A 16,038-nucleotide genomic window follows, 5' to 3' on the forward strand; every position below is an offset into this window, starting at 1 on the left:
TCACAGTCCACGGGCCAGCAGATCGGCCACGATCAGCCGGCCGAAGGCGAGATTGCCGTGGATCGGGTCGTCCGGCTCGCAGAACGCGGCGCGTTGCCGGCCGGCGGCGTCGGTGACCCGTGTGCGGAGGTCCACGATCTCCACGCCCAGCCCGGTCAGCGCGCGGCGGATCGTCTCCTGGGCCGCCGCGAAGACCTGCGGGTCGGACATCCCCGGCACCCGCTGCGGTGGCAGCACCGCGAGGACGCGCAACCCGAGGTCGCGGACGTGGCGGTAGAAGGCGAGCGCGTCGCGGGCCATGGCGCGCACGATGTCGTCGAAGAGGCCGCCGGTGAGGAAGCCGGCCGGGAAGTCGCCGTCGCCGGTGCGGTAGATCTGCCAGTTCGCCGTGGTGGCGTAGAAGTGGATGCTGAGGCCGAAGGTCGAGACGAGCGGGACGGCGAGCCGGCCGAGGCGGGGCACGCCCGCCGCGGTCAGGAAGCTGCGGTGGTGTTCCTGCACGGCGGTGTCCCGGAACACCACGTCGTCGTCGTGGGCGTCGAAGAAGCCGACGGTGAAGTCCCGGCCGGAGCCGACCGGCCCACCGACGAACGGCAGCCCGGCGGCGGTCGCCGCCCTGGCGATCGGGCCGGCGTGCGAGTCGCCGAGCAGCAGGAACCTAGCCGGCGCGGTAGTGGTCGAGGACGGCGTCGTCACAGAACAGGTCACCTCCGTCGGGGGCGTCGGCGCGCCGGTCCGGTGCCGTGGCACCGATCCCGGTCGGCCCGGTCGGGTTGCGGTCGCGGGTGAGGGCGGCGAAGAAGTGACGCATGACGAAGGAGACCCCTGCCGGCGTCACGGTGCGCAGGTTCGGCGCGAAGAAGACCCCCCGGAACGGGAAACCGGTGATCAGCTCGTACGAGGGGAAGTAGTCGACGTGGTCGTGCTCCTGGGCCAGCTGACCCGCGGCGGCCCGCAGCACGGACTTGGAGTACCCGGTGGCGGCCAGCACGTGCGCCCCGGTCGCCGTGGCGGTGAGCGGCACCGGCGACACGGTCAGCAGGACGGTCAGCCGGGGGTTGGCGGCGCGCAGCGACGCGACGGTGGCGGTGAGGTCCCGGTGTACCTCGGCCACGGTGAAGTTGTGGAAGGCGTGCCGCCCGGCGTCGAAGGTGCCCCGGACGGTGCCCGGGCAGACCGGGTAGACGGTGCCGGTGGCCACGTCGCGCCAGGCCTCGGTCAGGCCGAGGGTGAAGATGAGACAACCCGCCCCGGCGACCGTCCGCCGGATCGCGGCCAGGGTCGACCGGCGGGCGGTCAGGGTCGCCTCCGCCGATTCGTAGCCGTCGGGTTCGACCGACGGACGGTACGGGTCGAAGTAGCGGTCACCGTCGCGCCAGACCTCGTCGGGCCCGGTGTCGTCGGTCAGCGCCCAGCTCAGCCACTGCCGCAGGGCGGCGGCGGTGTAGACGGTGCCGGTGCGGAAGGAGTACGCCCCGTAGTGGCGGGCCCGGCGTTCGGCCGTGGTCAGCCCCGGCGGCGGCAGCTCGGCCTCACCCCAGTTCATCCCCTCGTCGCGCAGGGCGGGACCGAGGTGGCGGGCGAAGCACGAGCCGGCGGTGAGGACCGGATCGTCCTGGGCGATGTCGAACTTCGGTGTCCACACCTCGTCGATGGCCAGCATGTCCGGTTCGGCGACGGCGGACCGCCAGAACGACCGGGCGGGCAGCGCGCCGTACGGGTTCATGGTGCTCCCGTCAGGTCGGTGGACGGGTGCGCGCCGCCGATGGCCTCGGCCACCGGCCGGACGTGTGCTGCCGTGACGATGCCGTGGTGGGTGGTGTCCACGACGTGCCACCCGAGCGTGGGCAGGTGGGCGTGCCACTGTCGGGCCTGCTCCTGCGGGGTGGCCGGTGCCGGCAGGTCGGGCGTCGGCCGGCCGGCGAGCCAGAGCCGGGCGGGTGTGCGGGTCAGCCGGGGCGGGGTGTGCTGCGCCATGCTGGCCAGGTTGGCGCGGCAGCAGCGCGCCAGCGCGTCCGCGTACGTTGTCGCCGCCGTGTCGGCGTCGGCGGCCCCCAGTTCGTGGGCGAAGAGCGTGGCGAGGTGCTGCTCGTCGTACGCCCGGAAGGTGGGGGCGGCGTCCGGTGGTGGCGGGTCGATCAGGTGGAGCTGGTCGGCGGGCTGGCCGGCCACCTCGGCCTCGGCGGCCATGCCGAGGGCCACCCACGCCCCGAACGACCACCCGCCCAGCTGCCAGCGCCACCGGTCGCGGGGGAAGCGTTCGCGCAGCGCGGCGTGGTACCGCGCGGCCCGCTCGGTCAACGACCAGGCCGGTTGTCCGGGGTGGGTCAGCGCGGGATCGGCGATGACGCAGACGGTGAGGTCCGGGTCGAGCGCCGACACCAGTGACCGGTAGGCCTGCACGTCGCCGCCGACCGGATGGACCAGGCAGAGCACCGACCGTCCCCGGCCCGGCTGCCAGAGTTGCACCGTCACGGCGGCTTCGGTGGTGTGGGCGGGGTCGCCGAGCAGGTCCAGCACCTCGGTCAGGCTCACCCGGTGGCTGAGCTGGGACAGGCTGAGGCTGACCCCGAAGTGTCCCTTGACCTCGTCGATCAGGTCGAGCAGCAGGAGCGAGTCGGCACCCAGGTCGTAGAGGGACGCGGCCGGGTCGAGCCGGTCGGTGCCGAGCCGGTCGCGTAGCCAGTCGCTGATCTCGTCGCCGGCCGAGAGGGGCGGTGCGACGGGCGTCGCCGCCGGTGCGTCGGCCGGTGGCGCGTAGAACTGGGGTGCCCGGTCCAGGGCGGTGGTGCAGACGAGCAGCTGCGGCAGTCGCAGCCGCAGGGCCTGCGCGACGATCCGCAGCGCCTCGTCCACGTGGAGGCCGACCGCCAGGTGTGCCCGGTGCCGGGCGTCGGTGGGCAGCGCGTCGGTGGCCAGGCCCACCTCGGTCCAGACGTCCCAGTCGAGGCAGATCCGCAGGGTACTGTCGGTCGGGTCGGTGCGGTGCCGGGCGAAGCCGTCCAGCAGCGCGTTGCTGGCGGCGTAGTCGAGTTGGCCGACCCCACCGAGCTGCACCGCCATCGACGAGCAGTAGACGACGAACGCCGGCCGGTGCCGCGCGACGAGCCGTTCCACGAGCAGCGCGCCGTGGGTCCGGGCGGCGGTCGCCCGTCGCATCGCGGTCGGGTCCCGCCGGCTGATCAGCGCGCCGGCCGCGACTCCGGCGGCGTGGACCACGCCGTCGAGACGTCGGGTGCCGAGCCGGGTCACCAGGTCGTCGGGGTCGGCTTCGGCCAGGTCCACCTCGACGAGGTCGACGCGGTCGGCCCACGGCGTCAGGTCGGCAGGTACCGGCCCGTGTCGTGCCAGCAGGACGACCCGGCTGTCATCCTGCTGCTCCAGCAGCCAGGAGGCGATGCTGCGTCCGATGCCGCCGGTGCCGCCGAGGATCAGGTAGGTGGCCGGACCGGACGGCAACGCCGGTGCCGCCGGCCCGGTCGCCGGGTGGACCGGCAGCAGTGCCTGCTCCCACCAGTAGCCGTCCCGCAGCGCCAGTCGCGCCGGTGGCGGGGTCCCGTCGGTGAGCAGGGCCGCGAGTGCCGGCGCCCAGTCGGCCGGATCGGCGGCGGGCAGGTCCACCCAGTGGCTGTCGACGTCGCTCTCCTGCGGTGCGACCGCGCACACCCCGGCGAGCAGGGTCAGCTCCGGCCGGCGTACGTCGCCGGACACGGGTTGGGCCTGCCGGGACAGCCACCAGGCCCGCAGCCGGGGCCGGTGGGGCAGGCCGGCGGCAGCGGCCAGCAGCGCCGCCGGGGTGTCCACGCAGGCCCGGTACGCGTGGTCCAGGGTGTCCGCGTCGACCTGCCCGTCGACGGCCAGCGGCAGCGTGTGCAGCCACTGCACACCGGTGCGCGCCGCGTCCGGTGCGGTGGCGTCGGTCAGGATGGTGAGCAGCCGGCGTAGCGAGTCGGGATCGGCGGGATCAACCTGGTAGCTGTCGGGTCCGAGGCGGGCGAAGCCGGTGGCGGCGGTGACGGTGACCACCCGGGCGTGGGACGCCGCGAAGGCGCGCAGCGCGGCCGGCGGTGGTGGCTCCGCCGCCATGATCACGAGCGTCTCCGGGCGGCGACCGGCGGGTGTGGTCCCGGCGTGCCGCCAGCGCACCCAGTGCGGCTGGTGCAACCACCCGGTCTCGGGTAGCCGCGCCGGCCACCCCTGGTCGACCGTCGTGTCCCGGGACGACGACGTGCCGGTCGGTCGGGTCGGGGCGGTGGGCGGTGTCGGCGCGGCGGCGCGGGCGAAATCGTGGTCCCGGAGCGCGAACGCCGGCGGCGGAAGGTCCCAGGGCGGCTGGGCCGGTCCGGCCGGCCAGCGGACCGGCCGGCCGGCCAGCCACGCGGCCACGAGGTCGGCCGGCGACGCCCCGGTGACCTCGACGGGTGCCGCCTCGACGGGGGTGACCTCGACGGCGGTCACGGTGCGCAGCCAGGCCACGGCGGCGGTCACGTCGGCGCAGACGGCGGCGGCCCGCCAGCGGCCCGCCGCCCGCCCGGCCTGCAGGTGACGTCGCACCCGGGGATACGTCTCGGGTCGGGCGGTCAGGTAGTCGGCGAGGCGGTCGGCGTCGGTACGCAGGGCGGCGGCGCTGCCGCTGCCGAGCACCACCACCGGCACCCCGGCACCGGGTGGCGTCGCCGGGTGGGCGCCGGCCGGTGCCTCGCAGACGAGGTGGGCGTTGGTGCCGCCGATGCCGAAGCTGCTCACCGCCGCCACCCTCGGCCGGTCGACCGGCCAGGGGCGGGCCTTCGCGGGAACGTAGAACGGGGCCGGATCGGGGCCCAGCCGGGGATTGAGGCGGCGGAAGTCGACGTTCGGGGGGATCCGCCCGTGGTGCACGGCCAGGACGGCACGTACCAGGCCGACCACGCCGGCCGCCGCGCCGAGGTGGCCGAGTTGGCTCTTCACCGAGGTCAGCGCGGTACGCCCCGGCTCGGCCAGGTCGTACGCCTGACGCAGCGCCGCCACCTCGACCGGGTCGCCCAGTTCCGTGCCGGTGCCGTGCGCCTCCACGTAGCCCACGTCGCCGCTCGCGTGTCCACTGCGACGAAGCGCGGTACGGATCACCTCACGCTGCCCGGCGACCGACGGGGCGGTGAAGCCGAGTTTGTCCGCGCCGTCGTTGTTGACGGCCGAGCCGGTGATCACCGCGTAGACGGTGTCGCCGTCGCGCCGGGCCAGCCGCAGCGGTTTGAGGACGACCACCCCCACCCCGCTCGCGCCGACGGTGCCGGCGGCGTCGTCGCTGAACGGCCGGCAGTGCCCGTCGGGGGAGAAGATGTGCTGCGGCTGGTAGCGGTAGCCGGCGGTCAGCAGCGGGTCCACCAGCACCCCGCCGACCAGCATCACGTCGCTGTCGCCCTGCCGCAGCAGCCCGGCGGCGAGGTGGACCGCGACCAGGGAGCTGGCGCAGGCCGCCTGCACGGTGAACGCCGGCCCGGTCAGGCGCAGGTGGTAGGCGACCTTGGTGGCGAGGAAGTCCTTCTCGTGGTGCAGCGCCCACTGGAAGGGATCGGGCAGCCGTGCCGGGTCGGCCTCGCGCAGCATCGTCTGGAAGTAGGTGTTCTCGCCGCAGCTGGCGAGCAGCCCGACCCGCTGCCGCGCGGGATCGGCGATGCCGGCGTGCGCCAACGCCTCGACACAGCTCATCAGCAGGTGCCGTTGCTGCGGGTCCATCAGCCGCGCCTCGTGGCGGCTGATGCCGAAGTGTCCGGGGTCGAAACCGAGCAGCCCGGCCAGTTGGCTGCGGGCACCGACCAGGCCCTCGGCGGCGTCGAAGTGGACGATGCCTCGGTCGCCGGCCTCCACCATCGCCCAGAACGCGGCGAGGTCGTCGGCGCCGGGCAACCGCACGGCCATGCCGACCACGGCGACCGGCTCGTCCGGCGGACCCCCGGCGGATTCGTCCCGGCCGGCCGTCTCTGGTCCGGCCGTGTCCTGCCCGGCCGTGTCCCGGGCCGGATGGTCGGTCCCCGGTCGGGTCGACCCGGTGACCCCCTGCTGCGCGGTGAGGAACCGGGCGAGACGGCGGATGGTGACGTGCTCGAAGAGGGCGGGGATGGTCAGCGGCAGCCCCTCGGCGACGCCCCGCAGGTGGAAACGCATCAGGTCCAGGCTGCCCGCCCCGGCGTCGAAGAAGCGCTGGTCGGGTGCGATCGGTGCCCCGACGACCTCCACGAAGAGCCCGGCCAGCCGCGCCTCCAGGGCCGACACGGCCACCGCCGGCGCGGCGCGTCCCGGCTGCAGCTCCCGGCCCGGCGCGGTCAACGCCCGGCGGCGGTCCAGCTTGCCGCTGGCGGTACGCGGCAACTCCGGCAGCCACCGGAACCGGTCCACCCGCACGTAGGCGGGCAGCAGCGCCGCGAGATGACCGGTCAGATCCTCAGTGGTCGGCGGGTCGGCCCGCACCTGCAGGCAGGCCACCAGCCGGGACCGGTCGCGGACGACCACGGCGTTGACCACCGCCGGATGGGTGAGCAGCGCCGCCTCGACCTGACCCAGCTCCAGCCGGTGCCCGCTGACCTTCACCTGCTGGTCGTCGCGGCCCAGGTAGTGCAGCAGGCCGTCGTGGTCGAAGCGGGCCCGGTCGCCGCTGCGGAAGAACCAGCCGAGGCCGGGCAGCTCGACGAAGCGGGCCCGGTCCAGCGCCGGGTCGTCCAAATAGCAGGGGGCCACCAGGTCCCCGCCGATCAGCAGTTGCCCGGGGCAGTCCGGCGGCACCACCTCGTCGGCCGGGTCCACCACCCGCAGCCAGGTGTTGGTGACCGGCCGGCCGATGGCTGGGCGGGCCGGCCAGGTCGCCGGGTCGCCGTCGAGGCACAGGCCGCTGACCACGTGGGTCTCGGTGGGGCCGTAGTGGTTGAACAGGCGGGCGTCGGGCAGCCCGGCGAACCAGCGGCGGATGCTGTCGGTGCAGATCAGTTGTTCGCCGGCGGTGACGACGTCGCGTAGCCGCGACGGAAACCGCCCGAGGCGTACGCCGTGCTCGGCCAGGAGTTGCAGGGCGACGTACGGCAGGAAGAGCCGTTCGATGCCGGCGGTGTCGAGGTGCTCCAGCAGCGCCGGCATGTCCTGCCGCCACCCGGACCGGGGCAGGTGCAGGGTGCCGCCGCCGCAGAGGGTGCCGAAGATCTCCTGGAAGGAGACGTCGAAGGAGAGCATGGAGAACTGCAGGGTCACCGCCGCGTCCGCCAGCCCGCCGGCCCCGCCCTGCCAGCGCAGCAGGTTCACCAGCAGGGCGTCGCTGACCTGGACCCCCTTGGGAGTGCCGGTCGAACCGGAGGTGAACAGGGTGTACAGCGGCCGGCCGGCGTACGACGGGGCGACGGGTTCGGTCGCGGTGGACAGGACCACCGGGTGGCGGGGGTGACCGACGTCGTCGATCGCGTCGAGCGCGGGCCCGTCACCGGGTGCCAGCAGCACACAGCGGGGACGGACCTGGCTCAACACCTGACGCAGCAGCGTCGGCGGGTAGGCCCGGTCGAGCGGCACGACCGTGAGGTTCAGCCGGGCCGCCGCCAGCAGCGCCACCACGTGCTCCACCGACGGTTCGAAGAACAGGGCGACGTGGTGCCGGCCGTCGGCCGGCACCGGATGCCGTCGGGTCAGCTCGGCGGCGAGGCCGGCGGCGTACCCGTCGAGGTCGGCGTAGCTGAGCCGGCGGTCACCGGCGACCAGCGCGGTCGCGGCCGGCTGCGCCCGCACCCGCCGGGCGAAGCTCTCCGCCACCGTGGGCAGGTCCAGGGGGGTACGTACGCCCCGGCCCGGGTCGGGCAGCGCCCGCCGGTAGGGGCGTACCAGCTCGGCGAGGGTGTGCGTGCCGGTGCCGGTCAGCGCGTCCAGGCCACGCCGGAACAGGTCGGCGGCGGCGGCGACGTCGGCTTCGGTGAAGTGGTCGTCGGCGTACTCCCAGAGGCAGTCGAAGCCGCCGTCGTGGGCCACGACGGAGAGGGTGAGCGGGCACTTGGCGTCGGTGGGGGCCAGCCACACCGGACGCGACGTGCAGCCGCGCAGCGCCAGTGTGGAGAAGTCGGTGTTGTCCAGGACGAAGAGGAAGTCGAACAGGGGCGTGTCGGTGCCGAAGTCGTGGTCGGCGACGGCGTGCGCGAGGGCCACGTCCTGGGCGTCGAGCACCGGGCGGATCGCCTGGGCCTGCCGTCGTAGCTGCGCCCGCAGCTCCTCCCGGGGTGCCAGGGCCAGGGGCAGCAGCACGGTGTTGGCGAACATGCCGACGCTGGCGTCGAAGTCGGGTACGGGTCGGTTGGCCACCGGGCTGGCGACGCGCGGGTGGGTGCGTCCGGTGATTCCGTGCACGGCCCACCCGAAGAGGGTCAGCAGCAGCGGGAAGCGGGTCAGCCCCAGTTCGTCGCCGAGCCGGTCGAGGGCGGTGCGGTCGGCCGCGTTGATGGTGGTCCGCAGCAGGTGGTCCCCGCCGTCGCCGCGCTGCCGGCCGGGCCGCAGCGGTGCGTCGGTCTCGTCCACTGTGGCGTAGTGGTCGCGCAGGGCGTCGCGATGGGCCCGGTAGGTGGGGTGGGTGAACCAGTCGGCCTGCCACCGGGCGTAGTCCAGCGGGGTGGCGACCGCCTCGTCCTCCTCGACGGTCGTGCCGTCCAGCGCCGCCGCGTAGGCGGCGGACAGGTCACGGAACAGCATGTCGAGCGACCAGCCGTCGACCGCGATGTGGTGCAGGTGCAGCAGCAGTACCGAGCCGTCGTCGTGGGTCAGCCGGTACGCCCGCAGCAGGCGCGGCTGACCGAGGTCGAAGGGGACGGCGAACAGGGTTCGTGCCTGTTCCCGCCAGCCGGCCGGGTCGGCGTCGTCGGGTTCGCGCCACGGGTCGTAGGGTTCGGCGACCTCCTGGCGCAGCCCCTGCGGGGTGGCCCGGAACGCGGTCCGTAGCGCCGGGTGCCGTGCCACCACCCGGCGTAGCGCCCGGCGCAGCGCGTCGACGTCGACCGGGCCGCGCAGCTCGAAGGCGAGCCCCACGTGGTAGGCGGTGGAGGACGGTGACCGTTGCTGCAACAGCCAGAGCCGCTGCTGTTCGGAGGTGGCCGGCGCGGTACGGGCACCGGCCGGGGCGGGTGGCGCCGGGTACGGCGAGCCGGTGGTGGTGCCGGCGGTGGCGACCGCTGCGGCCAACGCGGCGAGATCGCCGTCCAGCACCGCCGCCGGTGGCACCTCGCGGCCCCAGCGACGCTGGATCGCGAAGCGTAGCCGCAGCGCCTTCAGCGAGTCGCCACCGCTGGCGATCCACCTGTCGTCGGGTCGCAGGTCCGGCACGCCGAGCACCTCGCCGGCCAGATCGAGGACGGTCCGCTGCCATGCTGTGACGGGCGTGCCGGTGGGGTCGTCGTCGCGCCAGGGCGGGTCGTCGCGGCGCAGCAGCGCAGCGGAGTCGACCTTGCCGTTGGGGGTCAGTGGCAGTGCCCCGACGCGGTACACCCGGTGCGGGCGCAGGTACGGCGGCAGGGTCGCGCTCAGGTGCCGGTCGAACTGCGCGAACGACAGATCGGCGTCGGTCACCACGTACGCCAGCAGTTCGTTGGTGCCGTGGGCCGGGTCCCGTCGGGTGCACACGTACGCCTGCCGGACTCCCGGGTGGGTGAGGATCTGCCGTTCCACCTCACCGGGTTCGACCCGGAAGCCCCGGACCTTGACCTGCCGGTCGACCCGACCGACGTACTCGATCAGACCGGCGGGGTCGGCGCGCACCAGGTCCCCGGTGCGGTAGTGGCGGCCGACGCCGCCGTCGAGCCAGGGCAGCCGGACGAAACGGGCGGCGGTCTCCGTGGGCAGGTCGCGGTAGCCGGCCGCCAGCGCCTCGCCGCCGAGGTACAACTCGGCGACCTCCCCGGGGGCGGCGACCCGGACGCCGTCGACGACCAGGTGCGCGTCGGTGCCCGGCAGCACCCGGCCGATCGGCACCACCTGCGCGTCGAAGTCACGCGGCACGGGGTGGCACAGGGCGAACGTGGTCGCCTCGGTGGGTCCGTAGACGTTGTGCAGCCGGGTGCGGCTGGTGGGGTTGTCGCGGTACCAGCGGCCGATCAGCCGGGCGTTGAGCTGCTCGCCGCCGACCAGCACCTGACCGACCCCGGCGAAGCAGTGCGGCAGTTCGTCGACGACCGCGTTGAACAACGCCACCGTGATGAAGAGCGTGTCGATGCGTTCCCGGCGCAGTGCGGCGTCGAGCAGGTGCGGTGTCGTCGCCGTCTCGTCGTCGAGGACGACGCAGCAGCCGCCGGTCAGCAGCGGCACCCACACCTCGAAGCTGAGCGCGTCGAACGCCGGGTTGGCCAGGCTCGCGTAGCGGGCCGCCGAGGGCAGATCGAGGTAGCCGGGCCGGGCCAGCCGCAGGATGCCCGCGTCGCGCACCTCCACGCCCTTGGGTCGGCCGGTGGTGCCGGAGGTGTAGAAGACGAACGCGACCGGCGCGGGCAGCGGCTCCCCGGGCGCGTCGGGTGGGGTGTCGGTGGACAGCAGCGTCCACACCGGCAGCGGCCGGATGCCGTCGGGAAGGTCGCCGGGCGCGTCCGGGCCGTGGACCACGGCCACGGCGGCCGAGTCGCGCAGCATGTGGTCCCGGCGTGCGGGTGGACTCTGCCGGTCCAGTGGCACCACGGTCGCGCCGAGCCGCAGGATGCCGAGCATGACGCCGACCAGTTGCCAGCCACGCGGCAGGTGCACCGCGACCGCCTGCCCGGGGCGGACCCCGGCCCGGTGCAGGGAGCGGGCCACCCTGGCGCTGGCGGCGTCCAGGTCGGTGTAGCGCAGCCGTCGGTCGCCGTCGACCACGGCGACCGCGTCGGGGGTACGACGGGCCTGGGCGAGCACTGCGGCGGCGAGACCTCCGTGGGCCATCACACCTCCCCGGGGGCCGGCGTGCCGGCGTGCGGGATCCGGTCCACCTCGCCGCACAGCAGCGCCGCGACCTGCGGCACCACCGCACCCTCCAGGATGTCCCAGTGGTCGCAGTGCACCTGCGTCAGCAGGAAGTCGGTGGCGTTGCGGCGACGCCAGAAGGCGCGTACCTCCCGCAGGAAGCCCTCCTCGCGGCCGGCGGTGGCCTGCAACAGCACCAGCCGGGCCGGTGACGCCGGCGTCGGGTAGTCGCGCATGGTCGACCGGTTGTGGTTGTAGATGCGGTGGTACTGGTCGATCTGCTCGTCGTCGATGCCCGGGTACATCCCGTTGAACTTGACGAGCTTGTCGCGGAACTCGGCCATGTCCACCGGTTCGATCGCGCCACGGTGGGCCGGGTCGTCCGTGCCGAGCGTGTCGAGCAGGACCACGCTGAGCCGGTCGTGCCCGGCCAGTGCCAGCCGGCGTCCCATCTCGTAGGCGACCAGACCGCCGTAGGACAGCCCGGTGAGCACCACCGGCCCGTCCAGCAGGTGCGCGACCTGCCGCAGGTACGCCTCGGCCATCGCCCCGACCGTGGGCAGGAACTCCTCACCCGGGTTGACCCCCGGGGACTGGACGCCGTGCACGCCCAGGGACTCCGGCAGTGCCTTGGCCAGCGCCAGGTAGCAGAACGCGGTGCCACCGGCCGGGTGCACGCAGATGACCTGCCCGCCGCCGTCGCCGGCCCGGAACTCGATGAGGTTGCTCGGTGGCCGGCCCGCCGCGCCGCGCCGCAGCCGGCCGCCGAGCGCCTCGATCGTGGGGTGCAGCATGATCTCGTGCACCGGCAGCGGTTCGCCGAACGCCTCGCCGATCGCGTGCGCCAGTTTGATCGCCGAGATCGAGGTGCCGCCCACGTCGAAGAACCGGTCGTTGATGCCGATGTCCGGGTGCAGCAGCAGACGCTTCCAGATCTGGTAGAGGGTCAGTTCGATCTGGTCGCGGGGGCTGGCCAGGTTGACCTGCCAGGGCGCGTCGGCCCGGGCCCGCCGCAGCACCTCGGCCCGGTCGAGTTTGCCGTTGACCGAAAGCGGTAGCCGCGGCAGCTCCACGAACAGCGACGGGATCATGTAGCCGGGCAGCCGCTGCGACAGCTCCTCACGCCACTCGCTGACCAGCAGCGGGGCCGCCGCGTCCCGGACGACTGCGGCGACCAGCCTCGGTTCGCCGGTGTCGGAGTCGACCAGCACCGCCGCCTCGCGTACGTCCGGCCGGTCCAGCAGCGCGGTCTCGACCTCGCCCAGCTCGATGCGGAAACCCCGGATCTTGACCTGGCCGTCGCGCCGGCCGAGGTACTCGATGTTGCCGTCGGGCAGGAAACGGCCCAGGTCGCCGGTGCGGTAGACCCGTTCGCCGGCAACGAACGGGTCGGGAACGAACCGTTCGGCGGTCGCCCCCGGCCGGCCCAGATAGCCCCGGGCGACCCCGACGCCACCGATGTGGATCTCGCCGGTGACCCCGACCGGCACCGGCTCCAGTCGCTCGTCGAGCAGGTAGACGCGGGTGTTGGCCACCGGCCGGCCGATCGGGCACTGCCGGGCCCACGGCTGCGGGTCGAGGTAGGCGGTGCTGTAGACGGTGGTCTCGGTCGGCCCGTACCCGTTGAGGACCCGCAGCCCGGGCCGGGCCTGCTGGATGCGGTGCAGGCCCCGCTCCGGCAGCGGTTCCACCCCGACCAGCAGGTGGCGCAGCGTCGACCCGGCCAGCCGGGTCACCGGGTCCTCGTCGAGCCACCGGACGAACGCCGGCGGCAGGTACGCCTGCACGACGCGGTGCTCGCGCAGCCACCCCATCAGGGCCGTCGGGTCACCACGCAGCGGTTCGGGTACGAGGTGCAGGGTGCCACCGGTGGTCAGCGGCAGGAAGATCTCCTGCACGGAGACGTCGAAGCCGACGCTCGACCACAGGGCCGCCGACGCCCCCGGGACGGCACCGAACCGCGACACCCAGTCGTCGAGCAGGTTCGTGATGCCGCCGTGCGCGACGGCGACGCCCTTGGGCCGGCCGGTCGAGCCGGACGTGTAGATGACGTAGGCCAGGGCGGCGGGGTGCACCGCGACGTCGGGGGGCGTGTCGTGGCGTCCCTCGGCCTCGACGGCGGCCAGGTCGTCGTCGCCGAGCACCAGCGCCGGGGCGGCGTCGGCGACCATGCCGGCGAGCCGCTGCGCCGGCAGCGCCGGGTCCAGCGGCACGTACGCGGCACCGGCCTTGAGCACGCCCAGGATGGCGACGATCAGCCCGGCCGAGCGGCGCGCCCGCAGTCCGACCACCTGGTCGCCGCGCACGCCCCGGGCGATCAGGGCGTGCGCCACCCGGTTGGCCCGGCGTTCCAGCGTGGCGTAGTTGATCCGTTCGTCCTCGTCGACCACGGCGGGCCGGTCGGGGTGCTGCCGCGCCCGCGCCGCGATCCGCGCCACCACGTCCGCCGGCCGGGTGGGCGCTCGCCCGGTGTCGTTCCACTCCACCAGCAGGCGGTGCCGCTCGTCGGGGCCGGGCAGCCGCAGCGCGCCGACCGGCGTGGCCGGGTCCGCCGCCACCTGGCCGAGCAGGTGGACGAAGTGGCCGGTCAGCCGGGCGATCGTCGTCGCGTCGAAGAGGTCGGTGTCGTACTCGACGACGACGTGTAACGCGTCCGGGTGCTCCATCACCTCGACCGACAGGTCGAACTTCGCCGCGCCGGTGCTGCTCGACAGGGGCCGCAGCGCCAGCCCCGGCAGCTCCAGTTGGCCGCGGGGGATGTTCTGCAGCACCAGCATCACCTGGAACAGCGGCGAGTAGCTGCTGTCGCGCTGCGGGTTGAGCGCGTCCACGAGCTGCTCGAACGGCAGGTCGGGATGGGCGTACGCGTCGAGTGCGTGCCGGCGGACGTCGGCCAGCAGCGCCGCGAAGGACTGCCCCGGGTCCAGCCGGTTGCGGATCACCACCGTGTTGACGAAGTGGCCGATCAGGCCCTCCACGTCCCGGTGGTTGCGGTTGGCGAACGGGGTGCCGACACACACGTCGTCCTGCCCGCTGTAGCGCCACAGCAGCACCGACAGGGCGGCCATGAGCGTCATGAACAGCGTCGCGTCGCCCGCCCGCCCCACCTCCCGCAGGCCGTGCAGCACCGCCGCGTCCACCGTCGTGGCGTGGCAGTCGCCCCGGTAGCGCTGCACCGCCGGGCGGGGCCGGTCGGTCGGCAGGGCCAGCAGCGCGGGCGCGCCGGCCAGCGTCCGCGTCCAGTAGCCGAGCTGACGGTCCCGTTCACCACCGTCGAGCTGCCGGCGCTGCCAGAGCACGTAGTCCGGGTACTGCACGGGCAGTTCGGTCAGCGCGCCGGTCCCGCCCCGCGTGTACGCGCCGTAGAGCGTGGCGAGTTCACCGAGCAGGATGCCGACGGACCAGCCGTCGGCCACCATGTGGTGCACGGTGAGCAGCCAGCGGTGCTCCTCGGGGGCCAACCGGAGCAGGCTGCTGCGCAGCAGCGGACCGGCCGCCAGGTCGAACGGGGTCCGCGCCTCGACCACGGTGGCCTCGTCGGCGTGACGGGAGCGCTGCGGGCCGGGCAGCGCGGTGAGGTCCGTGACCGGCAGGGTGACCGGCCCGGCCGGCCGCACCACCTGGCAGGGTTCCCCGTCGACGAGCGTGAAGACGGTGCGCAGCGCCTCGTGCCGGCGCACCACCTCGGTCAGGGCGCGGGTCAGCGCCGCGGTGTCCAGCGGGCCGGTGAGGTCGAAGGCGATCGGGTTGTTGTAGAACGGGTTGCCCGGGGCGAGCTGGTCGAGGAACCAGAGCTGCCGTTGGGCGAACGCGACCGGCACCGGCATCCCGGGGTGCGGCCGGGGGTCGATGGTGTCGGTCGCCGGGCCGGCCAGGATCGCGAGCAGCTCCTGTTTGTGCCGCTTGACCTGAGCCAGCAGGTCGGGGGTGAGGATCTCCCGGGAGCCGGTGAGGCGCAGGCGGTCGCCGTCGACCCGCAGCCCCACCGCGTGCCGGTGCAGCGTCGCGAGCAGGTCGACGGCGTTCACAGTTCCACCGTGATCGTGTCGGCGGTGGCGGGCCCGGTGGTGTCCGCTGCCGGTCGTCCGCCGCCGACCAGCGTGTAGACCAGCCGGTGTGCGGGGCCGAGGTCGAACAGGGCGGCCAGCTCGGTCGGGTCCAGCGCACCGATGCCGCACAGGCCCAGACCGTGCTCGGGGGCGGCCATCGTCAGCAGTTGCGCCATGGCGCCCGCCTCGATGGCGGTGAACCTTCCGCTCTGCTCCTGGTACAGCGGCTCGATGGCCGCCTCCTGCGCCACCAGGAACAGCGCGAACGCGGCGGCCTCGAAGACCGGCCGGTTGACGAAGTAGTCGAAGGCGTCGGGGCTCAGCGTGCGGTCCCGGCCGAGCGCCAGCAGCCGGTGCTCGGTGGGGTCGTGGTAGTACGCTCCGCCCGGCACCCCGTCGATGCGTCCCGCCTTGACCAGCACGTACGTCTGCACGGCGTAGGTGCTGCCGGCCGAGCCGTACTGGAACACCGCCCGGCCGTCGACGGTGCGTCGGGTGAGGGTGGCCAGGAGCCGGCCGAGCGCCCCGGCCGGCAGCGGGTCGGCGGTGAAGCGGCGCACCGAGCGGTGGTCGGTGTAGCGCCGGTCGTAGGCCGGGTCGGCCGGTGCGGCCAGCGCGACCGCCGGGGTGCCGGGCGGGACGTCGCGGTGACCCCGGCCGGCTGCGGTGAACGCGGCGCGGGCCACCGGGTCCTCGACCACCGTGGCGGCCTGCCGGGTGGGCGCGGCGACGGCCTGTCCGGCGGTGTGCTCCCGGAACATCCGCAGCAGGTCGCCGAGGGTCGGTTGGCCCATCAGCCGGGCCAGCCTGGGTCGGAAACCCAGCTCGCCGGAGAGGGCGTTGGCGATCCGCACGATGTCGATGGAGGTGGCGCCGAGCATCAGCAGGTTGGCGTCGGGCGCGATGACGGGCAGGCCGAGGATCCCGGCGACGATCTCCACCAGCCGGTGTTCGGCGGCACCGGTGAGCGCCGGTGCGGCGACGGCCGCGTCCGCCGTCGGCGCCGGGTCAGGGAGCAGGCTGCGGTCGACCTTGCCGTTGGCCGACAGCGGCAACGCGTCCAGGACGG

The 16,038-nt window shown here is 74.4% G+C and carries 5 protein-coding genes (1 of these 5 only partly in view); all 5 read right to left on the reverse strand.

What is annotated here, in order from left to right:
- Tightly spaced (each overlapping or abutting the next), the 5 genes in view from FJK98_RS11850 to FJK98_RS11870 form a layout consistent with a single transcriptional unit that may run on beyond the window.
- Complete coding sequence (locus FJK98_RS11850; RefSeq protein WP_194820794.1) at nt 1–696, reverse strand: hypothetical protein; 696 nt, start codon at nt 694–696, stop codon at nt 1–3.
- Nucleotides 659–1,726 carry a GSCFA domain-containing protein gene (locus FJK98_RS11855; RefSeq protein ID WP_145919073.1) on the reverse strand — a complete coding sequence of 356 codons (1,068 nt, stop codon included), beginning with the start codon at nt 1,724–1,726 and terminating at the stop codon, nt 659–661. The genes FJK98_RS11850 and FJK98_RS11855 overlap by 38 nt, the downstream gene beginning before the upstream one ends.
- Nucleotides 1,723–10,899, reverse strand: coding sequence for a non-ribosomal peptide synthetase (locus FJK98_RS11860; protein ID WP_145919074.1), 9,177 nt, complete (start codon nt 10,897–10,899; stop codon nt 1,723–1,725). Before FJK98_RS11860 ends, FJK98_RS11855 begins: the two co-directional genes overlap by 4 nt.
- Nucleotides 10,899–14,948 (reverse strand): non-ribosomal peptide synthetase, encoded by a 4,050-nt coding sequence (locus FJK98_RS11865; protein WP_145919075.1) that lies wholly within the window; start codon nt 14,946–14,948, stop codon nt 10,899–10,901. Before FJK98_RS11865 ends, FJK98_RS11860 begins: the two co-directional genes overlap by 1 nt.
- Nucleotides 14,945–16,038 carry the 3' portion of a non-ribosomal peptide synthetase gene (locus FJK98_RS11870; protein ID WP_168222430.1) on the reverse strand. 12,406 nt of this gene lie beyond the right edge of the window, so the window shows 1,094 of its 13,500 coding nt (coding positions 12,407–13,500); the start codon falls outside the window, past its right edge; the stop codon is at nt 14,945–14,947. The genes FJK98_RS11865 and FJK98_RS11870 overlap by 4 nt, the downstream gene beginning before the upstream one ends.

Origin of the sequence: Micromonospora sp. HM134, from assembly GCF_007833915.1 — a bacterium.
Classification (GTDB): Bacteria; Actinomycetota; Actinomycetes; order Mycobacteriales; family Micromonosporaceae; genus Micromonospora; species Micromonospora wenchangensis.

What these genes read in the sequence shown, in the direction of transcription:
- FJK98_RS11855 (WP_145919073.1), bottom strand. Translation starts at nt 1,726, where the DNA reads ATGAACCCGTACGGCGCGCTGCCCGCCCGGTCGTTCTGGCGGTCCGCC.
- FJK98_RS11860 (WP_145919074.1), bottom strand. Translation starts at nt 10,899, where the DNA reads ATGGCCCACGGAGGTCTCGCCGCCGCAGTGCTCGCCCAGGCCCGTCGT.